The 21,209-nt window shown below is 69.5% G+C and carries 15 protein-coding genes, 1 tRNA gene and 2 pseudogenes; 13 read left to right on the top strand and 5 right to left on the bottom strand.

From position 1 onward, the window contains the following. Positions 1-34 precede the first annotated feature (34 nt). Positions 35-2,773, bottom strand: coding sequence for a DNA polymerase I (polA, locus tag ACWDSL_RS29205; protein ID WP_450490393.1), 2,739 nt, complete (start codon positions 2,771-2,773; stop codon positions 35-37). A gap of 151 nt (positions 2,774-2,924) precedes the next feature. Between polA and ACWDSL_RS29210 the strand changes: the two genes are divergently transcribed. The 8 genes from ACWDSL_RS29210 (at position 2,925) to ACWDSL_RS29245 (ending at position 12,472) form a co-directional block, all read left to right on the top strand. Beyond that, on the top strand, positions 2,925-5,231 hold the full coding sequence (locus tag ACWDSL_RS29210; protein ID WP_450490395.1) for an FdhF/YdeP family oxidoreductase: 2,307 nt from the start codon (positions 2,925-2,927) through the stop codon (positions 5,229-5,231). 91 nt (positions 5,232-5,322) lie between these two features. After that, a complete protein-coding gene (locus ACWDSL_RS29215; RefSeq protein ID WP_450490397.1) occupies positions 5,323-5,823 on the top strand; it encodes a hotdog fold thioesterase in 501 nt (166 codons plus the stop codon). A 156-nt stretch (positions 5,824-5,979) separates the two neighbouring features. After that, positions 5,980-6,414 (top strand): hypothetical protein, encoded by a 435-nt coding sequence (locus ACWDSL_RS29220; RefSeq protein WP_450490399.1) that lies wholly within the window; start codon positions 5,980-5,982, stop codon positions 6,412-6,414. Positions 6,415-6,832: 418 nt separating this feature from the next. Next, complete coding sequence (locus ACWDSL_RS29225) at positions 6,833-8,065, top strand: branched-chain amino acid ABC transporter substrate-binding protein (protein ID WP_450490401.1); 1,233 nt, start codon at positions 6,833-6,835, stop codon at positions 8,063-8,065. Positions 8,066-8,165: 100 nt separating this feature from the next. Beyond that, positions 8,166-9,098 (top strand): branched-chain amino acid ABC transporter permease, encoded by a 933-nt coding sequence (locus ACWDSL_RS29230; protein ID WP_450490403.1) that lies wholly within the window; start codon positions 8,166-8,168, stop codon positions 9,096-9,098. A gap of 13 nt (positions 9,099-9,111) precedes the next feature. Next, positions 9,112-10,851 carry a branched-chain amino acid ABC transporter permease gene (locus ACWDSL_RS29235; protein WP_450490405.1) on the top strand — a complete coding sequence of 580 codons (1,740 nt, stop codon included), beginning with the start codon at positions 9,112-9,114 and terminating at the stop codon, positions 10,849-10,851. Between the two features lie 5 nt (positions 10,852-10,856). Then, positions 10,857-11,759, top strand: coding sequence for an ABC transporter ATP-binding protein (locus tag ACWDSL_RS29240; RefSeq protein WP_450490407.1), 903 nt, complete (start codon positions 10,857-10,859; stop codon positions 11,757-11,759). Next, entirely contained in the window at positions 11,756-12,472 is a 717-nt protein-coding gene (locus ACWDSL_RS29245; protein ID WP_450490409.1) for an ABC transporter ATP-binding protein, read from the top strand. The genes ACWDSL_RS29240 and ACWDSL_RS29245 overlap by 4 nt, the downstream gene beginning before the upstream one ends. Before the next feature lie 93 nt (positions 12,473-12,565). Here ACWDSL_RS29245 and ACWDSL_RS29250 read toward each other — a convergent pair whose 3' ends face one another. Beyond that, positions 12,566-12,760, bottom strand: a complete 195-nt coding sequence (locus ACWDSL_RS29250) for a hypothetical protein (RefSeq protein WP_089511369.1) — start codon at positions 12,758-12,760, stop codon at positions 12,566-12,568. A gap of 426 nt (positions 12,761-13,186) precedes the next feature. On the opposite strand from ACWDSL_RS29250, the gene ACWDSL_RS29255 reads away from it, so the two are divergent. The 3 genes and pseudogenes from ACWDSL_RS29255 to ACWDSL_RS29265 all read left to right on the top strand — a co-directional run bounded on the left by ACWDSL_RS29255 (position 13,187) and on the right by ACWDSL_RS29265 (position 17,713). Next, on the top strand, positions 13,187-14,008 hold the full coding sequence (locus tag ACWDSL_RS29255; protein ID WP_450490411.1) for an AfsR/SARP family transcriptional regulator: 822 nt from the start codon (positions 13,187-13,189) through the stop codon (positions 14,006-14,008). After that, positions 14,005-14,613 (top strand): annotated as a pseudogene (locus ACWDSL_RS29260) (AfsR/SARP family transcriptional regulator); the annotation flags it as partial. The gene ACWDSL_RS29255 and the pseudogene ACWDSL_RS29260, both read left to right, overlap by 4 nt. A 153-nt stretch (positions 14,614-14,766) precedes the next feature. Further along, a pseudogene (locus ACWDSL_RS29265) lies at positions 14,767-17,713 on the top strand (BTAD domain-containing putative transcriptional regulator). Here ACWDSL_RS29265 and ACWDSL_RS29270 read toward each other — a convergent pair. Then, positions 17,676-18,308 (bottom strand): ANTAR domain-containing response regulator, encoded by a 633-nt coding sequence (locus tag ACWDSL_RS29270; RefSeq protein WP_014180542.1) that lies wholly within the window; start codon positions 18,306-18,308, stop codon positions 17,676-17,678. The pseudogene ACWDSL_RS29265 and the gene ACWDSL_RS29270 overlap by 38 nt on opposite strands. 91 nt (positions 18,309-18,399) lie before the next feature. Here ACWDSL_RS29270 and ACWDSL_RS29275 point away from each other — a divergent pair. Further along, positions 18,400-18,482, top strand: a tRNA-Leu gene (locus ACWDSL_RS29275). 87 nt (positions 18,483-18,569) lie between these two features. Then, positions 18,570-19,349 (top strand): helix-turn-helix domain-containing protein, encoded by a 780-nt coding sequence (locus ACWDSL_RS29280; RefSeq protein ID WP_450490413.1) that lies wholly within the window; start codon positions 18,570-18,572, stop codon positions 19,347-19,349. A gap of 40 nt (positions 19,350-19,389) precedes the next feature. Here ACWDSL_RS29280 and pyk read toward each other — a convergent pair whose 3' ends face one another. Together pyk and ACWDSL_RS29290 are read right to left on the bottom strand one after the other, a co-directional pair. Further along, positions 19,390-20,820 carry a pyruvate kinase gene (pyk, locus tag ACWDSL_RS29285; protein WP_450490415.1) on the bottom strand — a complete coding sequence of 477 codons (1,431 nt, stop codon included), beginning with the start codon at positions 20,818-20,820 and terminating at the stop codon, positions 19,390-19,392. Positions 20,821-20,975: 155 nt separating this feature from the next. Continuing rightward, the coding region (locus ACWDSL_RS29290; RefSeq protein WP_450490417.1) for an SIMPL domain-containing protein at positions 20,976-21,209 on the bottom strand (234 nt) is incomplete at its 5' end.

A 21,209-nucleotide genomic window follows, 5' to 3' on the forward strand; every position in this document is an offset into this window, starting at 1 on the left:
CTCGCGGTCCACTCCGCAAGCCTGGAAACAGCCCCTAATGCGCCGCCGATTCCCAGTCCGTTCCGGCCCCGACGGACACGTCGAGCGGGGCCCGGAGGTGGAAGGCTCCGGCCATTTCCCGGCGCACCAGGGCCTCCACCCGCTCCCGCTCCCCCGGGGCGACTTCCACCACGATTTCGTCGTGCACCTGGAGCAGCATCCGCGACGACAATTTCTCCTTTGTCAACGCCTCGTCCACCCGAAGCATCGCGATCTTCACGATATCGGCGGCGGTGCCCTGAATCGGCGCGTTGAGCGCCATGCGCTCGGCCATCTCACGGCGCTGGCGGTTGTCGCTGTTGAGGTCCGGGAGATAGCGGCGGCGGCCGAGCATGGTCTCCGTATAGCCGGTGGCCCGGGCCTCGTCGACGACCCGCTGGAGATAGTCGCGCACCCCGCCGAACCGCTCGAAGAAGGTGTCCATCAGCTTGCGGGCCTCGTCCGGGGTGATGCCCAGCTGCTGGGACAGGCCGAACGCCGACAGCCCGTACGCCAGCCCGTACGACATCGCCTTGATCTTGCGGCGCATCTCCGGGTCGACCTCGGACTTGGCCACGCCGAACACCTGGGAGGCGACTGTGGTGTGCAGGTCCTCACCGGAGGTGAACGCCTCGATCAGGCCCTCGTCCTCGGACAGATGGGCCATGACGCGCAGCTCGATCTGGCTGTAGTCGGCGGTCAGCAGCGATTCGAAGCCCTCGCCGACGACGAAGCCGCGCCGGATGGCCCGGCCCTCGTCCGTACGCACCGGGATGTTCTGCAGATTGGGGTCGGTGGAGGAGAGCCGGCCGGTGGCCGCCACGGTCTGGTTGAAGGTGGTGTGGATACGGCCGCCGGGGGCGATGGTCTTGATCAGGCCCTCGACGGTGGAGCGGAGCCGGGCCTGCTCGCGGTGGCGCAGCATGATCACGGGCAGTTCGTGGTCGGTCTGGGTGGCGAGCCAGGCCAGCGCGTCCGCGTCCGTGGTGTACCCGGTCTTGGTCTTCTTGGTCTTGGGCAGGCCGAGCTCGCCGAAGAACACCTCCTGGAGCTGCTTGGGCGAGCCGAGGTTGAACTCATGGCCCACCGCGGCGTGTGCCTCCTTGACGGCCTGCTGCACGGCCGCGGCGAACTGCTGCTCCATGCGGTCCAGCCACTCCCGGTCCGATGCGATACCGGCCTTCTCCATCCGGGCCAGCAGCGCGGAGATGGGCAGCTCGACATCGCGCAGCAGCTCCACCGCGCCGACCTCCGCGAGCCGCCGGCCGAACGCCTCGCCGAGGTCCAGGATCGTCCGGGCCTGGGTCATCAGGGCGTCCTGCTCGGCCTGCTCGTCGGTGCCGAAGGCCAGCTGCCCGCTCTCCGCGGCGGCGGCCGGGGACAGCTCACGGCCCAGGTACTCGACGGACAGGGCGTCCAGCGCGAAGGAGCGGCGGCCGGGCTTGACCAGATAGGCGGCGAGCGCGGTGTCCATGGTGACCCCGGCCACGGTCCAGCCGTGCTCCTCGAAGACCCGCATCACGCCCTTGGCGTCGTGCATCACCTTCGGCCGGTCCGGGTCCGCGATCCAGCCGGCGAAGGCCCGCTCATCGGGCTCGTCCACCTCCGACGGGTCGAAGCAGACGGCCGGTCCCGAGGCGGCGGCCAGTGCGATCTGGCTGACGCTGCCGCTGCCCAGCGCCCAGGTGTCCACGGTGGCCAGGCCCAGCGGCCCGGCGCCGTGCCGCTCCAGCCAGGGGGCAAGCTCGCCCGGGCCGGCCACCACGCCGTCCACCTCGACGCCGGGGGCCGCGGCCGCGGGCTCCTCCTCGGCGGCGCCGGGGTCGACGGCCAGGACGCGGTCCCGGAAGTTCTGGTGGCGGAACTCCAGCGCGTCCATGATCACCGACAGCGCCTGCCGGTCGTACGGAATGCGCTTGAGGCCGTCGGGTCCTGCGGGCAGCTCGACATCCCGCACCAGCTCGGTCAGCCGGCGGTTGAGCTTGACGGACTCCAGGTGCTCGCGGAGCTTGTCGCCGACCTTGCCCTTGACCTCCGCGACCCGCTCCACCAGCTCGGCGAAGGAGGCGAACTGGTTGATCCACTTCGCGGCGGTCTTCTCCCCGACGCCAGGGATGCCGGGGAGGTTGTCCGACGGGTCGCCGCGCAGCGCGGCGAAGTCCGGATACTGCCGCGGGGTGAGGCCGTACTTCTCCTCGACCTTGGCGGGGGTGAACCGCGTCAGCTCGGAGACGCCCTTCGTCGGGTAGAGGACCGTGACATGGTCGCTGACCAGCTGGAACGAGTCGCGGTCGCCCGTGACGATCAGCACCTCGAAGCCCTCGGCCTCTGCCTGGGTGGCGAGGGTGGCGATGATGTCGTCGGCCTCGAAGCCGTCCACCGCGAAGCGGGTGATGCTCATCGCGTCGAGCATTTCGCCGATCAGCTCGACCTGGCCCTTGAACTCGTCGGGAGCCTTGGAGCGGTTCGCCTTGTACTCGGTGAACTGCTCGGAGCGCCAGGTCTTGCGCGAGACGTCGAACGCCACGGCCAGATGCGTGGGCTGCTCATCACGGAGCGTGTTCACCAGCATCGAGGTGAAGCCGTAGATCGCGTTGGTGGTCTGGCCGGTAGTCGTATTGAAGTTCTCTGCCGGCAGCGCGAAGAACGCCCGATATGCCAGGGAATGCCCATCCAGCAGGAGCAGCCGGGGGCGGTCTCCCGCACGGTCGGCGGTCGCGGGCGCTGCGGTCTTCTTCGATGCTTTCTCTGCCACGCCCCCGATCCTGCCACGCCCCACCGACAACGCTCCCCGCCTCCCGTCCGAGAACCAGATGCGCCATGAAAGGATCGGTTGCTCCGTGAAAGGGTCGGAGTGAAGGCCGAGCGCGTGGTCCGAGCGCGTAGCGCACGATGGGAGAAGCGACATGGCAGCCAAGCCGCCCGCGGGCGACCCGGTGCAGGACGCACCCGAAGTAGCCGCCCCACAGCACGCCGCCGCCGGGCTGCCCGCCATCGGCCATACGCTGCGCATGGCCCAGCAGCAGATGGGCGTGCGCCGCACCGCGCTCACCCTCCTCAAGGTCAACCAGAAGAACGGCTTCGACTGCCCCGGCTGCGCCTGGCCCGAGGGCGACAAGCGCCACAAGGCCGAGTTCTGCGAGAACGGCGCCAAGGCCGTCGCCGAGGAGGCGACGCTGCGCCGCGTCACCCCCGACTTCTTCGCCGCCCACCCCGTCGCCGACCTCGCCACCCGCAGCGGCTACTGGCTCGGCCAGCAGGGCCGCCTCACCCAGCCGATGTATCTGCCCGAGGGCGCCGAGTCGTACGAGCCGGTGACCTGGGAGCGCGCCTTCGACATCATCGCCGGGGAACTGACCGCCCTCGCCTCCCCCGACGAGGCCGTCTTCTACACCTCGGGGCGCACCAGTAACGAAGCCGCCTTCCTCTACCAGCTCTTCGCCCGCGAATTCGGCACCAACAACCTGCCCGACTGCTCGAACATGTGCCATGAGTCCTCCGGCTCGGCGCTGACCGAAACCCTTGGCGTGGGCAAGGGCAGCGTGCTGCTTGACGACCTCCACCAGGCCGATCTGATCATCGTGGCCGGCCAGAACCCGGGCACCAACCACCCGCGGATGCTCTCCGCCCTGGAGCGCGCGAAGGCCGGCGGCGCGAAGATCATCAGCATCAACCCGCTGCCCGAGGCGGGCCTGGAGCGGTTCAAGAACCCGCAGACCCCGCGCGGCCTGGTGGGCGGCGGCACCGCGCTCACCGATCTCTTCCTGCAGATACGGCTGGGTGGCGACCAGGCACTCTTCCGCGCCCTGAACCGGCTGATCCTGGAGGCCGCCGACACCACCCCCGGCGTGGGCGCGGGCGCGGTTGACGAGGCGTTCATACACGAGCACACCCACGGTTTCGAGGAGTTCGCCGCCGCGGCGCGCGCCGCCGACTGGGACGAGACCCTGCGCGCCACCGGCCTGGAGCGGGCCGAGATCGACCGGGCGCTCGCGATGGTCCTCGCCTCCAAGCGCACCATCGTGTGCTGGGCCATGGGCCTGACCCAGCACAAGCACTCCGTGCCCACCATCCGGGAGGTCGTCAACTTCCTGCTGCTGCGGGGCAATGTGGGCCGTCCCGGCGCCGGAGTGTGCCCGGTGCGCGGGCACAGCAATGTGCAGGGCGACCGCACCATGGGCATCTTCGAGCGCCCCGCCCCGGCCTTCCTGGACGCCCTGGAGCGGGAGTTCGGCTTCGCCCCGCCCCGCGAGCACGGCTTCGACGTCGTACGGGCCATCCGGGCGCTGCGTGACGGCCAGGCCAAGGTCTTCTTCGCCATGGGCGGCAACTTCGTCTCCGCCTCCCCCGACACCGAGGTGACCGAGGCCGCTATGCGCCGCGCCCGGCTCACCGTCCATGTGTCCACCAAGCTGAACCGGTCCCATGTGGTCACCGGCGCGCGGGCGCTCATCCTGCCCACGCTCGGCCGCACCGAGCGCGATCTGCAGGGCGGCGGCGAGCAGTTCATCACCGTCGAAGACTCCATGGGCATGGTGCACGCCTCGCGCGGCAGCCTTATGCCCGCGAGCCCCGGGCTGCTCTCGGAGCCCGCCATCGTCGCCCGGCTGGCCCGGCGGGTGCTCGGCGCCGAAAGCCGCACCCCCTGGGAGGAGTTCGGACACGACTACGGCACGATCCGCGACCGTATCGAGGCCGTGATCCCCGGCTTCGACGACTTCAACGCCCGGGTCGCCAGGCCCGGCGGCTTCGCGCTGCCGCACGCCCCGCGCGACTCCCGAAGCTTCCCCACGGCCACCGGCAAGGCCAACTTCACCGCCGCGCCGGTCGAGTATCCGCGGGTGCCCGAGGGCCGGCTGCTGCTGCAGACCCTCCGCTCGCACGACCAGTACAACACCACCATCTACGGCCTGGACGACCGCTACCGGGGCATCAAAAACGGCCGCCGCGTGGTGCTGGTCCACCCCGACGACGCGCGTGAGCTCGGCCTCGCCGACGGCTCGTACACGGACCTGGTCAGCGAGTGGACGGACGGCAGCGAGCGCCGCGCGCCCGGCTTCCGGGTCGTCCACTACCCGACCGCACGCGGCTGCGCGGCCTCCTACTACCCGGAGACCAACGTCCTGGTCCCGCTGGACTCGACGGCCGACACCAGCAACACCCCCGCCAGCAAGTCCGTGGTGGTCCGCCTGGAACAAGCCAACCCCGCCTAAGCGTTTGCTCAGTGGCCTGACAGGATTCGGCCATCGGCACAACGACGGTCACGACGACGGCAGGACACCCGAGCGAATGGAGCAGGACCCCATGGGCGAGCAGACCGGTGCGACCTTCCCGCAAGAGGTCATCGACGAGTACGCGGCGCTCGGCGTGGACCTCCCCGCGCTGTTCTCCGCCGGGCACCTCGGCACCCGCTTGGGCGTGCAGATCCTCGAGGCCTCCGCCGACCGCGTGGTGGGCACGATGCCGGTCGAGGGCAACACCCAGCCGTACGGGCTGCTGCACGGCGGCGCCTCGGCGGTACTGGCCGAAACCCTCGGCTCGGTCGGCTCGATGCTCCACGGCGGCAGCGCCAAGATCGCCGTCGGCGTGGACCTCAACTGCACCCACCACCGCGGGGTCCGCTCCGGCCTGGTGACCGGCGTCGCCACGCCCGCCCACCGGGGGCGCTCCACCGCCACGTACGAGATCGTCATCACCGACGAACAGGACCGGCGCGTCTGCACGGCCCGGCTGACGTGCATGCTGCGCGAGGTCAATGTGAACGAGGCGCTGGCCAACCTGCCCGAGGACGGCTCGGCGCGCTGACGGCGCTGACGGCCGCCGGGCGGGCCGACCACCCCACCGGCCACCCCGGCGGACCCGCCCGGCCCCGCACGCCCCCACAGCCCCCACCCAGCGGCCGGAACGGCCGCCGCGCGCAAGGCCGTTGCCCGCCCGCCGGGGCGGCTCTACCGTTTCCCCATGGGGGCATCGACCAGCCGATCGACCCGTACGCGCACCCGTCCCGCCGCCGTCTGCGCCCTCGCGCTGACGCTCGCCACGGCCGCGGGCGCGTGCGCCGGGCCGGAGTCCCGCCCCGCCCCGGCCCCGCACACCTCGACCAACACCCCCACCGCCCCTGCGACTTCACCGGTCCAGCTGTGCTTCGACCTCATCTCGTACTGGGCCGAGCAGGACCTGCTGGGCAGCAAATGGGCCGGGCTCGACTGGGAGCAGAAGGGGATGTCCAACCAGCAGTTCGAGATCTACGACGACATCGTGCACGCCGCGCGCGCGGAGCGCAGGCGGCGCGGCACCGCCGCCGCCAAAGAGCTGATCAAGCAGGAGTCCCTGCGGCGCTGCACGGACGAGCGCGGCGCGACCCACAGCTCGGAGAACTGGCGCCCGCCGTCATGACCGCCGGGCGTAACACTCCGTAACATTCACGCAATGCAAGACTAGGTATTGACTTAGCCGGAGACCTGTAGTGTTGATCTTTTCATGCACATGATCGCACGTCGGTCCGCACATCCATCTCCAGTCCCCCACACCGCTTAGCGGAACTGCAGATTCTCAGTATCCGGACCGTATGGATTATAGTCATCCGCCCCATTTATCACTTACGTTCCGCTACACGGACACGCCCCGACGACGTATGGCATAACAAGACAGTCACATCATGGCCTGCACCTCTGCCCCCCGCTGCGTGACGCGCCTAGAGTCACAGCCAGTCACCACGTCGTCGGGTGTTAACCCAACATCCGACGGCCGTTTCAGACCTCCGGCGAGGACACGGCACCCAGAAGTAGGGGGCCGGCCAGTGAAAGGATTCCTCGTGCGACACCGTTCCTTGCTCATCATCACGACCGCGATCACCGCGGGCGCACTCACCCTCAGCGCCTGTGGGTCGCGCGACAAGAGCGACAACAGCGACGGCGACAACAAGAAGACCACCGTCGTCATCGGTGTCGACGCCCCGCTGACCGGCTCCCTGTCCGCCCTCGGCCAGGGCATCAAGAACTCGGTCGACCTCGCCACCAAGGTGGCCAACAAGAACAACGAGGTGCCCGGCGTCACCTTCAAGATCAAGGACTACGACGACAAGGCCGTGCCCTCGTCCGGCAAGACGAACGCCACCTCGATGGTCGACGACGATGAGATCGTGGCCATGGTCGGCCCGCTGAACTCCGGCGTCTCCCAGTCCATGCAGGGCGTGTTCGCCAAGGCCGACCTGGCACAGGTCTCCCCCGCGAACACCAGCCCGGACCTCAGCCAGGGACCCGACTGGCCTTCGGGCAAGAAGACCCGCCCGTTCAAGACCTACTTCCGCACCGCGACCACCGACGTCATCCAGGGCCGTTTCGCCGCGCAGTACTACTACAAGGACGCCAAGAAGCGGAAGGTCTTCGTCGTCGACGACAAGCAGACCTACGGCGCCGGCCTCGCCAAGATCTTCGCCCAGGAGTTCAAGCGCCTCGGCGGCAAGGTCGTCGGCACCGACCACCTGACCGTCAAGGAGAACGACTTCTCCGGCATCGCCGGCAAGGTCAAGTCCACCGGCGCCGACTCCGTCTACTTCGGTGGCCAGTACCCCGAGGGCGGCCTCCTGTCCGACCAGGTCAAGCAGGCCGGGGCCAACGTCCCGATCATGGGCGGCGACGGCATCTACGACCCCGCCTTCATCAAGGCCTCGGGCACCAGCAACGACGGCGACTACGCCACCTCCGTCGGCTACCCCGTCGAGAAGCTGCCCTCCGCCAAGGCCTTCGTCAAGGAGTACGCGGCCCAGGGCTACAAGGACCCCTACGCGGCCTACGGCGGCTACTCCTACGACGCCGGCTGGGCGATCATCCAGGCCGTCAAGGCCGTGGTGAACGACAACGACGGCAAGCTGCCCGACGACGCCCGCGCCAAGATCACCGAAGCCCTGAACAAGGTCTCCTTCGACGGCGTGACCGGGAAGGTCTCCTTCGACCAGTACGGCGACACCACCAACAAGCAGCTGACGGTCTACAAGGTCGTCAAGGGCGCCTGGACGGACGCGACGAGCCGAACCTTCAAGGACTGACCCCGGGACTGCCCCGCACCCATCAACCCCCCAGCCGCGCGGAGGCGCAACAGCGCCCCCGCGCGGCGTCATATCCGACACGCTCATCGGAGGCCCTGCGGTGCACGAACTGCCGCAAACGCTGGTCAACGGCCTGACCCTTGGCGCCCTCTACGGCTTGATCGCCATCGGGTACACCATGGTCTACGGCATTGTCCAGCTCATCAACTTCGCCCATGGCGAGATCTTCATGATCGGTGGCTTCGGAGCCCTCACCATCTACCTCTGGCTCCCCGGCGGCACCGCGCTCTCCCTGGCCCTGCCCCTCATGCTCATCGGCGGCGTCGTCGCCTCGGTGGCCGTCGCCACCGCCGCCGAGCGGTTCGCGTACCGGCCATTGCGCGGAGGACCCAGGCTCGCCCCGCTGATCACCGCGATCGGCCTGTCCATCGCGCTCCAGCAGGCCGTGTGGGCCTTCTACCCGGACGCCAAGAAGTCGCGCAGCTTCCCCCAGTTCGAGGGCAAGTCCCTGGAGATCTTCAGCAATCTGCACATCCAGCGCGGCGATGTCTTCCTCCTCATAGCCGCCCCGGTGTGCATGCTGGCCCTGGGCCTGTTCGTCTCCAAGAGCCGTGCCGGACGCGCGATGCAGGCCACCGCGCAGGACCCCGACACCGCCAAGCTGATGGGCATCAACACCGACCGCATCATCGTGATGGCCTTCGCCATCGGCGGTGCGTTCGCCGCCGTCGCCGCACTGGCCCACGGGCTGAAGTACGGTCAGGTCAACTTCGAGATGGGCTTCATCGCCGGCCTCAAGGCCTTCACCGCCGCCGTACTCGGCGGCATCGGCAACATCTACGGCGCCATGCTCGGCGGAGTCGTGCTCGGTATCGCCGAAGCCCTGGCCATCCAGTACATCCAGGACATCCCGGGTATGGAGCAGCTCGGCGGCGGCACCTGGAAGGACGTCTGGGCCTTCACCCTGCTCATCGTCGTCCTGCTGGTCAGGCCACAGGGCCTGCTCGGCGAACGCGTAGCGGACCGGGCGTGAGGAGGGACCACATATGAGCACCGATACGAGCAAGACCACGGGTGAGAACACCCACACGGGCGGACGCGCCACCATGCTGCGCGCGATCACCGCCGTCGGCGGCCTCGCCTCCGTCGTCTCCACTTTCCTCGCCTGGACCTGGACCGACGAGTTCCCCGGCGACCTCACCTTCAACGGTTACCCCGGTGGCCTGCAGATCCTCACCCTGGTGATGGGCCTGCTCACCACCGTCTTCGCGCTCGCCGCCATGGACCTGCGCGGGCTGCGCTGGCTCACCCCCGCCGGCTCCACCCAGGCCCTGCGGCTCATCGCCCTCGGCACCTTCGCCACCACCTGGTTCACCGTCCTCGCCATCGCCGTCGACCTCGGCGGCCTGGCCAACTGGGAACCCGGCGCCTGGGTCGCCGCCATCACCAGCGTGATCCCCCTCGCGGCTTTCCTGCTCCCGAACGACACCCGGCCGCTCAAGCGCCCGGCGGAGCTGCCCTCCTGGGCCGAGATCCTGATCATCGCCGCCGTCTTCGCGATCGGGCTCTACGTCGTCAACTACGGCATCCAGACCGACCCGGACCACCCCGAACCGTTCCTCGGCTATCTGATCGCCGCGGGCTTCGCCGCCACCGCCCTCTTCAAGGCCGGAATCGTCGCCCGCATGGGCGCGCTCACCGCGAAGTACCGCTCGATCACGCTCCTCGCGGCCCTGGTGACCGCGGTGGCCTTCCCGTTCACCCAGGACAAGGCCAGCTACACCGAACTCGGCGTCAACATCCTCATCTTCGCGACCGTCGCCCTCGGCCTGAACATCGTGGTCGGCCTGGCCGGCCTCCTCGACCTCGGCTATGTCGCCTTCCTCGGTGTCGGCGCGTACACCGCCGCCCTGGTCTCCGGGTCCACTTCCTCCACCCTCGACGTCCACTTCCCCTTCTGGGCCGCCGTCATCGCGGGTGCCGTCGTCTCCCTGATCTTCGGCGTCGTCATCGGCGCCCCCACCCTGCGGCTGCGCGGCGACTACCTCGCCATCGTGACCCTCGGCTTCGGGGAGATCTTCCGCCTCGCGATGCAGAACATGGACGGTGTCTCCGGTCCGTCCGTCACCAACGGCCCCAACGGCATCCCCAACATCCCCCCGCTGGAGATCTTCGGCTTCAACTTCGACGAAGATCACACCGTCCTCGGCCGCACGCTCGACTCGAACGCCAACTATTTCCTGCTGATGCTGCTGGTGACGGTCGTCGTCGTGCTCGTCTTCAGCCGCGCGGGCAACTCCCGCATCGGCCGCGCCTGGGTCGCCATCCGCGAGGACGAGACCGCCGCCACCGCCATGGGCATCAACGGCTTCCGCGTCAAGCTCATCGCCTTCGCCCTCGGCGCCACCCTCGCCGGTGTGGCCGGCACCGTGTGGGCGCACGTCCAGACCACCGTGGTGCCCGAGCAGTACGTCTTCGCCGGGCCCGTGCCCCCCAACTCCACCTTCCTGCTCGCCGCCGTCATCCTCGGCGGCATGGGCACGATCGGCGGCCCTCTCCTCGGCGCCACGCTCCTGTTCCTGATCCCCAAGAAGCTGGAATTCTTCCAGGACTACCAGCTCCTCGCCTTCGGCATCGCGCTCATCCTCATCATGCGCTTCCGTCCCGAAGGGATCATCCCCAACCGGCGTCAGCAGCTCGAATACCACGAGACCGACCAGCTCGACGCCCCCGACCAGCCCCAGCTCTCCGGCAACGCCGTCGGCGTCACCAAGGCGGAGGCGTGACAGACATGACGACCACCACCTCTCCCGTGCTCAGCGCCAGCGGCGTGACCATGCGCTTCGGCGGACTGACCGCCGTACGCTCCGTCGACCTCACCGTCAACTCCGGCGAGATCGTCGGCCTCATCGGCCCCAACGGCGCCGGCAAGACCACCTTCTTCAACTGCCTGACCGGGCTGTACGTCCCCACCGAGGGGAACGTCAGCTACAAGGGCGGCATCCTGCCGCCCAAGCCCCACCTGGTCACCCAGGCCGGCGTCGCCCGCACCTTCCAGAACATCCGGCTCTTCGCCAACATGACCGTCCTGGAGAACGTGCTCGTCGGGCGCCACACCCGCACCAAGGAGGGCCTGTGGTCGGCCCTTCTGCGCGGCCCCGGTTTCAAACGCGCCGAGGCGGCCTCCAAGGAGCGCGCCATGGAGCTGCTGGAGTTCACCGGCCTCGCCGACAAGGCCGACCACCTCTCCCGCAACCTCCCCTACGGCGAACAGCGCAAGCTGGAGATCGCCCGGGCCCTGGCCAGCGACCCCGGCCTGCTCCTCCTCGACGAGCCCACCGCCGGTATGAACCCCCAGGAGACCCGGGCCACCGAAGAACTGGTCTTCGCCATCCGGGACCAGGGCACCGCCGTCCTCGTCATCGAGCACGACATGCGCTTCATCTTCAACCTCTGCGACCGGGTCGCCGTGCTCGTCCAGGGCCAGAAGCTCATCGAGGGCACCCCCGACGTCGTCCAGAGCGACGAGCGCGTCATCGCCGCCTACATCGGCACCCCCTTCGAGGGGGCGCCGGGCGACGACGAGGTCGCCGAGGTCGAGGCGGCCGAGGCCGAAGCGGCAGAGGCGCAGCAGGACGCCGGGCCGGACGGGACCCCGAAGAGCACCACAGCACGTACGGAGGACGGACAGTGACCGCACTGCTCGAGGTCGAGGACCTGCGCGTCGCCTACGGCAAGATCGAGGCCGTCAAGGGCATCTCGTTCACCGTCGAAGAAGGCCAGGTCGTCACCCTCATCGGCACCAACGGAGCGGGCAAGACCACCACCCTGCGCACCCTGTCGGGCCTCCTCCAGCCGCTCGGCGGCTCCATCCGCTTCGAGGGCAAACCGCTGACCGGGGTCCCCGCCCACAAGATCGTCGCCCTGGGCCTGGCCCACTCCCCCGAGGGCCGGCACATCTTCCCGCGCCTGACCATCGCCGAGAACCTTCAACTCGGCGCGTTCCTGCGCAAGGACGCCGACGGCATCGCCGCCGACACACAGAAGGCGTACGACCTCTTCCCCATCCTCGGCGAGCGCCGCTCCCAGGCCGCGGGCACCCTGTCCGGCGGCGAACAGCAGATGCTCGCCATGGGCCGCGCCCTGATGTCCCGCCCCAAGCTGCTCATGCTCGACGAGCCCTCCATGGGCCTCTCCCCGATCATGATGCAGAAGATCATGCAGACCATCGCCGGACTGAAGGCCCAGGGCACCACGATCCTGCTCGTGGAGCAGAACGCCCAGGCCGCCCTGTCCCTCGCGGACCAGGGCCATGTGATGGAGATCGGCAATATCGTGCTGTCGGGGACCGGCTCGGAGCTGCTGCACGACGAGTCGGTGCGAAAGGCGTACCTGGGCGAGGACTGACGCCCGCACCCGCCAGACGCGACGAGGGCCTGCCCGTACCGTGACGGTACGGACAGGCCCTCGTCCCATCCTGAAGAGCCGACAGCCCTTGGCTCAGGCCACACCGACCACCCGATACAGCGCGTAGAGGATCGTCGGCAGCACCCCGACGAACACCCCGAGCGCGCTGATCACCCCGGGCAGCCGCTGCGCCGTCCGCAGCACCCTGGCCACATAGCCGACCAGTACGAAGAAGGCCAGGATCACCACGACCCCGGCCAGCAACCACACAAGGGAATCCGGATACACCGCAGCACACTCCCGTTCGACTTTGCCTAGTCCAGCTCTCGAAACGCAGACAGCAGGGGACTCCTCGCGGGGCTCTTGGTAGGAGAACCCGGAGTCACGTGCTGTACGCGGCGAGTTGGACATGACGGTAGCCGAAACGGCGTCAGTTAGGCCAGAGTTAGCGGAAAGCGCAGTGAGGCAGGGCACCCCGGGCTACCACCCCCGGAGGCCCTGCCTGAGCGCACGCTGGACTAGGCATGTCGCAAGCGCACTGACCAACCAGACTGCCCGCCGCCTATGGACGATTGATGAACGTCCCGATGAGGCGGCGTCCTTGGCAGTTCTCCTCCACCGCTCTGTTTCCGCTCTGCATCTGCTCTGCAGCCACTTAACGCCCACTAAGCGTACTGCTAGGCTGGCTTTCATCGATCGCCAATCACGGGAGGGGTGAGGGCGATACCCCTCCGATTCGAGCTCCTGGGGCCCGTCCGGGCCGCCCACGACGGTACGGACATCACCCTCGGCCCCCCGCAGCGGCGGGCGGTGCTCGCCATCCTGCTGCTCTCGCCGGGACAGGCCGTCACCATCGCCACGCTGCGTGAGCGCATTTGGGCGGGTCCGCCTCCCGCCTCCGCCACCCAGGCGATCCACGTCCACATCCACCATCTGCGCCAGCTGCTGCGGCAGTTCGCTGATGGGACGACCGACGGCCCCCGGCTGGTCACCCACCCCGGACACGCGCCCGACCAGGTGAGCTACGTCCTGCACACCGCCCCGGCGACCGTCGACGTACCCGTCTTCCGCCGCCTCCTGGAGGACGGCGAGGCCGCCCAGGGCGACGGCGACAACGAGATCGCCCTCGCCCGCTACGACACCGCGCTGAACCTGTGGCGCGGCGAGCCGGTCTCCGACCTCCAGCCCTCCGCCTACGTCCGCAGCGTCCGCCTCAGCCTCGCCGAAATCCGCCTCGACCTCGGCAAGCGCCACGCCGCCGCGCTGCTCGCCCTCGGCGCCGCCGCCCGCGCCACGGCCGAACTACAGGACCTCCACACCCACCACCCCGGCGATGAGAGCATCGTCGTCCTGCTCGCCCGCGCCCTGCACGCCACCGGAGCCCACACCCGCGCCCTGCGGCTGGTGACCGATGAACTGGAGCGCTGGGAGCGCGAGTACGGCCTGCGAGCCCCCGCGCTCCTCGAACAGCGCGACAGCCTCGTCCACGGCGTCGGCGTCGCCCGCGGCGTCGGCCGCGCCGGAGCCGCCCCATGAGAACCGAAGCGCGGCTCCTCGGCCCCGTCGAACTCCTCGTCAACGACACCGACGTCACCCCCACCTCGATACGCGCCCGCACCTTCCTCGTCTCCCTGCTGCTCCGCAGCGGACAGCCCGTCCCCGTGGAAACGCTTACCGAAGAGCTGTGGGGCGACTCCCCGCCGGCCACCGCCCGCGCCCAAGTGCACACCTACGCCAGCCGGCTGCGCCGGGACTTCGCCCGAGCGGGCGAGAGAGGACAGGGCCTGCTGGCCACCCACCCCATCGGCTACACCCTCCTGATCGACCCCCAGCACGTGGACCTGTTCCGGTTCACCGCACTGCTCGACGACGCCAGAACCCAGCTGAGCGAGGCCCGTTACGAACGCGCCCACGACCTGCTGACCACCGCCGTGAAGATGTGGCGCGGCCCCGCCCTCGCCGGCGTCACCGCGGGCCCCCGCCTCGCCGCGCCCGCACGGCGGCTGGAAGCCGAGCGCCTGGAGGCGCTGTCCCTGCGCATCGAGGCCGACCTGCGGCTCGGCCGACCCGGTCGGGTCATCCCCGAACTGCGCGCACTCGCCGACGAACACCCCCACCACGAGCCGTTCCGCACCCAACTGGCCCACGCCCTCCACGACGCGAGCCGTACGACGGAGGCGCTGGACGTCCTGCGCGCACTGGCCCCCGCCGCGAAGGACCGGCCCACACCCCTGCCCGAGCCCCCCGCGCCCGCTCCCCCGCGCCCACAGCCACCCGCCCCACGGCCACCCGCCATCGTGCTCCGCAGACCGGGCCACTCCGAACAACTGTGCTTCTCCGTGCTCGGACCCGTCCGTGTCTGGCGCGGCGGGGAACAGATCAGCACCGGTTCCCGGCAGCAGCGCGCGCTGCTCGCCGCGCTGCTGATGCGCGGCGGCCGGACGGTGACCGCACCCGAGCTGATCGACGCCCTCTGGGGCGAGGAACCGCCCCACGCGGCCGTCGCCGCACTGCGGACCTACGCCTCACGGCTACGGAAGGCCTTCGGAGCGGACGTGTTGGTCAGCGAATCGGGCGGATACGCGATCCGTGTCGAGGGTGGGGCGCTGGACATCGATGTGGCAGAGGAACTGGCCGCCAAGGCGGAGGAGGCACGGCAGGCGGGGAACCGTAGGGGGGCCCACGAGTCCCTCATCGAGGCACTCGCCCTATGGGACGGCGAGCCGCTGGCCGACGTGCCCGGGCCGTACGCAGAGACACAGCGCACCCGCCTCATGGAATGGCGCGTGTCGCTGCTGGAGACACGGCTCGCCCTCGACCTGGAGCTGGGCTTTCACGCGGAGGTGGTCTCCGAGCTGACCGAACTGACCGCCGCGCACCCGCTGCGCGAGCGGCTACGTGAGCTTCTGATGCTGGGCCTCTACCGCAGCGGGCGGCAGGCCGAGGCACTGGGCGTCTTCGCCGACACCCAGCGGCTGCTGAGGGTCGAGCTGGGCGTTGACCCGTCACCGGAGCTCTATGCCGTGCATCGCCGCATCCTTCAGGCCGACCCAACCCTGACGATCCCCACGGCCATCGCCCCGAACACCACGGCCCCCCAGCCAGTCGTCCCCTCGCAACTCCCCGCGACCGTCCCGGACTTCACCGGGCGCGCCGCCTTCGTCCGCGAGCTCAGCGAACAGCTCGCCACGGCCGATGGCAGAATCATGGCCATCTCGGCCGTCGCCGGAATCGGCGGCATCGGCAAGACCACACTCGCCGTCCACCTGGCACACGCCGCGCGCCACCAATTCCCCGACGGACAGCTCTACGTCGACCTCCAGGGCGGCAGCCCCACCCCCGCCGCCCCCGAGACCGTGCTGGCCTCCTTCCTGCGCGCCCTGGGGTCCCCCGACCCCGACATCCCCGACAGCATCGAGGACCGCGCCGCTCTCTACCGCTCCCTCCTCGGCGGCCGACGTGTCCTGGTCCTCCTCGACAACGCCCGCGACGCCGCCCAGGTACGACCGCTGCTGCCCGGCACGGAGGGCTGCGCCGCCATCATCACCAGCCGCGTCCGCATGGTCGACCTGGCGTTTGCCCACCTGGTCGACCTGGACGTCATGAGCCCCGAGGAAGCACTCGTCCTCTTCACCCGCATCGTCGGCGAGGAGCGGGTGCACGCAGAGCGCGAGGCCGCCCTGGACGTGGTGGCCGCCTGCGGCTTTCTGCCCCTGGCCATCCGCATCGCCGCCTCCCGGCTCGCCGCGCGCCGCACCTGGACCGTATCCGTCCTGGCGGCCAAGCTCGCCGACGAACGGCGGCGGCTCGACGAGTTGCGGGCGGGCGACCTGACGGTCAAAGCCACCTTCGAGCTGGGCTACGGACAGCTACAGCCTTACCAGGCCCGCGCGTTCCGGCTGCTCGGGCTCGCGGACGGCTCGGACATCTCCCTCCCGGCGGCGGCCGCCCTGCTCGACATGGACGTGTACAACACGGAGGACGCGCTGGAGTCCCTTGTCGACACCTCGCTGCTGGACTCCGCCGCCCCCGGCCGCTACCGCTACCACCACCTCGTACGCCTCTTCGCACGAGCCTGCGCCGAACGCGACGAACAGCCGCCGGAGGACCGGGACGCGGCCCTCTCCCGACTCCTCGACTTCTACCTCGCGACCGCCGCCCGGGCCTACGCCCAAGAACGGCCCGGCGACCGCCTCGTCGACCACCTGACGCCCACCACCCACCCCGGCCTCGACTTCCCGGACCGGACCGCCGCACTCGACTGGCTCTACGGCGAAGCCGACTGCCTGCTCGCCTGCGTCGCCCAGACCGCGGCCGCCCCCTCTTCCGACACGGCGCTGCGCCGCGCGGCCGACCTACTGCTGACCGCTTTCGACCTCGCCGAGTCCGGAGCCCACATCCGCCAGTACGAAGCCGTGGCCGACACCCTCAGCACGGCCGCCGCGGCCGCCGGGGATAACTGGGCCGAGGGCCGCGCCCGCACCGCCCTGTCCCGGGCGCTGAGCCTGCGCGGGGCATACGAACAGGCGGACGAGCAAGCCGGGCTCGCCGTGGACGCGCGGTCGCGGGTGCGGGACGTCGGCCTCGACGGCCACATTCTGAACCAGCGTGGCGCCACCGCACTCAGCCTGGGGCGGGTCGAGGAGGCAGAGCGCGACCTGCGCATGGCAATCGAGGCTTTCCGTGCCATCCACGACCAGCCGGGCGAAGCGGGCGCGCTGTGCATCCTGTCTCAGGTCCACCTCGAGCTGGGCCACCCCGACAGCGCCGTCGAGCTGGCCCGGCGGGGAGTCGCCATGTACGAGAGCCTGGGACCCACCCTGCGCCTCGCCAACGGAAAATACGCACTCGCGGTCACGCTGACCCAGATCGGAAAAGAGCTGAAAGGCTCGACCTCTTCGCCTCGAGCCGACACCGTCTGTGGGAGGGACTGACCCGCCAACGGCTGGCGGAGGCCCAGTTGGGGCCATACACCGCCCGACAGAGGCCGCCGAGCAGGCTTTCGCCTTCGGCGTCATCGGCGGCGAATGGAGGCGCGCCACCGTCCTGACCGTCCTCGGCAAGGCTCTGACGGAGCTCGGCCACGCCGACCGCGCCTATACGTGCTGGCGCGAAGCGCTCGCCATCCATGAGCGGCTGGGGGCGGCGGAGGCCGAGGACGTACGGGCGCTCCTCGGCGAGCTCGCCCCTGCCTCTGCTGCTCCTACTGCTGCTGCTTCTTCTCCGCCGCGTCCTCGATGACCGCCTCGGCCACCTGCTGCATGGACAGCCGGCGGTCCATCGAGGTCTTCTGAATCCAGCGGAACGCGGCGGGCTCCGTCAGCCCGTACTGCGTCTGCAGAATGCTCTTGGCGCGGTCCACCAGCTTGCGGGTCTCCAGGCGCTGGGCGAGGTCGGCGACCTCCTTCTCCAGCGTCTTCAGCTCGGTGAAGCGGGAGACGGCCATCTCGATCGCCGGGACCACATCGCTCTTGCTGAACGGCTTCACGAGGTACGCCATGGCGCCCGCGTCCCGGGCCCGCTCGACGAGTTCGCGCTGCGAGAACGCGGTGAGCATGAGGACCGGGGCGATACGGTCGGCGGCGATCCGCTCGGCGGCGGAGATCCCGTCGAGGACCGGCATTTTCACATCGAGAATCACCAGGTCGGGACGGTGCTCCTGAGCGAGCGCGACGGCCGTCTCGCCGTCGCCCGCCTCGCCCACGACGGAGTACCCCTCCTCCTCGAGCATCTCCTTGAGGTCGAGGCGGATGAGGGCCTCGTCCTCGGCGATGACCACGCGGGTGGTGTGCGGGGGGACGTGCGACTGCGCGTCGGGGGCGTCAGTGGTGCTCACGTGGCTCCTCGTTTGTGGCAGGTCCTGCACCTTGAGCCTACCTAGCTGCGTCGCCGGGCGGTCACCCGGTACACTCCTGATCGGCAACCTAGCCGGGTTGGCGGAATGGCTTACGCGGATGTCTCAAACACATCTGTCCGAAAGGACATGCGGGTTCGAATCCCGCACCCGGCACTTTGCGGCGAGAAGCGGACCGCCACGTTCGCGTGGTAGATCCGCGATTGCAGGGCGTGCAAGCTTTCGATTGTGCACGCTCAGTACATGAGCGAATACAGTCCGTCGGTCCGCCATGACGCCGTCACACTGATGCGGCGAGGGGTCCCCAATCACGAGGTAGCCGAGCTCCTGGGAGTCCCGCGCGGGACCGTTGGCTGGTGGCGGCATGAGGATCGGAAGCTGCGGGGCGAGGTCTTCAAGCAGCCCACCGACTGTCCCAGGTGCACCGGCCGCGCATTCGACCACCAAGCCTACGCGTATCTACTCGGCCTCTACCTCGGCGACGGCCATATCGTCTCCAAGCCCAAGCAGCACCATCTGTCGATCTTCTGCGCCGACGCATGGCCCGGTCTGATCGAAGCCGCCGGAGAGGCAATGCGGAAAGTGATGCCCGCGCCCAGCGTCCGCCCCCGGCAGAAGAAGGGCTGCACCGAGGTGAAGTCCTACACCAAGCACTGGATCTGCATGTTCCCGCAGCACGGGCCGGGCAAGAAGCACGAGCGCACGATCGCCCTCGAGCCCTGGCAGCAGCAGATAGTCGACCAGTTCCCATGGGAGTTCATCCGTGGGCTCATCCACTCCGACGGCTGCCGTGTCACCAACTGGACCACACGGCTCGTCGGCGGTGAGCGGAAGCGCTACGAGTATCCCCGGTACCTCTTCGCCAACAAGTCCGATGACATCCGCAAGCTGTGCTCCGACACCCTGACGAAGGTGGGCGTCGAGTGGTCCACCCTGGCCCGAGGGAGCGACCCCTTCAACATCTCGGTCGCCAAGCGCGCCTCCGTCGCCCTCATGGACACCCACGTCGGGCCGAAGTACTGAAGCGCGCCCAGCACTCCGTACCCCGGCCCAAATCAGCCCCCTACCGCAAGTCCGCCTCGCCGATGTGGTGCACCCGCACCAGGTTGGTCGAGCCGGAGACGCCGGGCGGGGAGCCGGCGGTGATGATGACGAGGTCGCCTTTCTGGCAGCGGCCGATCCGCAGAAGCTCCTCGTCGACCTGGGCGACCATCTCGTCCGTGGAGTCGACCATCGGGCCGAGGAAGGTCTCCACGCCCCAGGTGAGGTTCAGCTGGGAGCGGGTCGCCGGCTCGGGGGTGAAGGCGAGGAGGGGGATGGGTGAGCGGTAGCGGGAGAGGCGGCGGACCGTGTCGCCGCTCTGGGTGAAGGCGACCAGGAACTTCGCGCCGAGGAAGTCGCCCATCTCGGCGGCCGCGCGGGCGACCGCGCCGCCCTGGGTGCGGGGCTTGTTGCGCTCCGTAAGCGGGGGGAGGCCCTTGGCGAGGATGTCCTCTTCGGCCGCCGCGACGATACGGCCCATGGTCTTGACCGTCTCGATGGGGTACTTGCCGACGCTGGTCTCGCCGGAGAGCATCACCGCGTCCGTGCCGTCGATGACCGCGTTGGCGACGTCCGAGGCCTCGGCGCGGGTCGGGCGGGAGTTCTCGATCATGGAGTCGAGCATCTGGGTCGCGACGATGACCGGCTTCGCGTTCCGCTTGGCGAGCTTGATCGCGCGCTTCTGGACGATCGGCACCTGCTCCAGCGGCATCTCCACGCCCAGGTCGCCGCGCGCGACCATGATGCCGTCGAAGGCGTCGACGATCCCTTCCAGGTTCTCGACTGCCTGCGGCTTCTCGACCTTGGCGATGACCGGGAGCCGGATGCCCTCCTCCCGCATGACCCGGTGGACGTCGATGACGTCGTTGGCGTTGCGGACGAAGGACAGGGCGATGGTGTCGGCGCCGATGCGCAGCGCCCAGCGGAGGTCTTCGATGTCCTTGTCGGAGAGCGCCGGGACGGAGACGGCGACTCCGGGAAGGTTGAGGCCCTTATGGTCGGAGACCATGCCGCCTTCGATGACGATGGTGTGGACCCGGGGGCCCTCGACGTCCACAACTTCAAGGGTGACCCGGCCGTCGTCGACGAGGATGCGCTCGCCCCGGCTGACGTCGGTGGCCAGGCCCTTGTAGGTGGTGCCGCAGCGCAGGCGGTCGCCCTCGATGGGTTCGACGGTGATGGTGAACTCGTCGCCGCGTTCAAGGAGTACGGGGCCTTCGTGGAAGCGGCCGAGACGGATCTTCGGACCTTGAAGGTCGGCGAGGATGCCGACGCTGCGACCGGTTTCGAGCGAGGCTTTCCGGACTCGCCGGTAACGCTCCTCGTGCTCGGCGTACGTGCCGTGGCTGAGGTTGAAGCGGGCCACGTCCATTCCGGCTTCGACGAGTGCCTTGATCTGCTCGTACGAGTCGGTTGCTGGCCCCAAAGTACAGACGATTTTTGCTCGGCGCATGCGGCGAGCCTATGACTTACCGGCGGGTAAAGAACCGGGAACCAGCCACTCCCCCATGGCCTTTAGGTGGCTGGTCGTCAACAACTAATGAAACGTGCGCGGGCGTGCTCTGATGAGCGGTTTATAGGACCCGCGCACGTCCGTGCGCTAGTCGCTCACAGTTGCGGGGGCGACATCGTAAAGCGGGCGTTGACCTGCGCGTATACGGTCTGGCGCTGGGGTTCGAGGTCCAGGGCGGGGGCGGCCTCCTGGGGCGCGCCGCCGTAGCCCGCGCTGCGCGCGGCCGCGTAGGCGACGGGGTAGGGCTGGTTGGCGTTCTCCGAGTCGAGGTCGGCGAGCTCGACGAGGGCGGTGAGCCGGGCGTCCAGCGCGCCCGCGTATTCGCGGGC

It is taken from the genome of Streptomyces sp. NPDC000941, from assembly GCF_053599555.1.

Coding starts and splice junctions, on each gene's coding strand:
- ACWDSL_RS29235 (WP_450490405.1), top strand. CDS start 9,112: ATGAGCACCGATACGAGCAAGACCACGGGTGAGAACACCCACACGGGC.
- ACWDSL_RS29210 (WP_450490395.1), top strand. CDS start 2,925: ATGGCAGCCAAGCCGCCCGCGGGCGACCCGGTGCAGGACGCACCCGAA.
- pyk (WP_450490415.1), bottom strand. CDS start 20,820: ATGCGCCGAGCAAAAATCGTCTGTACTTTGGGGCCAGCAACCGACTCG.
- ACWDSL_RS29220 (WP_450490399.1), top strand. CDS start 5,980: ATGGGGGCATCGACCAGCCGATCGACCCGTACGCGCACCCGTCCCGCC.
- ACWDSL_RS29215 (WP_450490397.1), top strand. CDS start 5,323: ATGGGCGAGCAGACCGGTGCGACCTTCCCGCAAGAGGTCATCGACGAG.
- ACWDSL_RS29280 (WP_450490413.1), top strand. CDS start 18,570: ATGAGCGAATACAGTCCGTCGGTCCGCCATGACGCCGTCACACTGATG.
- ACWDSL_RS29240 (WP_450490407.1), top strand. CDS start 10,857: ATGACGACCACCACCTCTCCCGTGCTCAGCGCCAGCGGCGTGACCATG.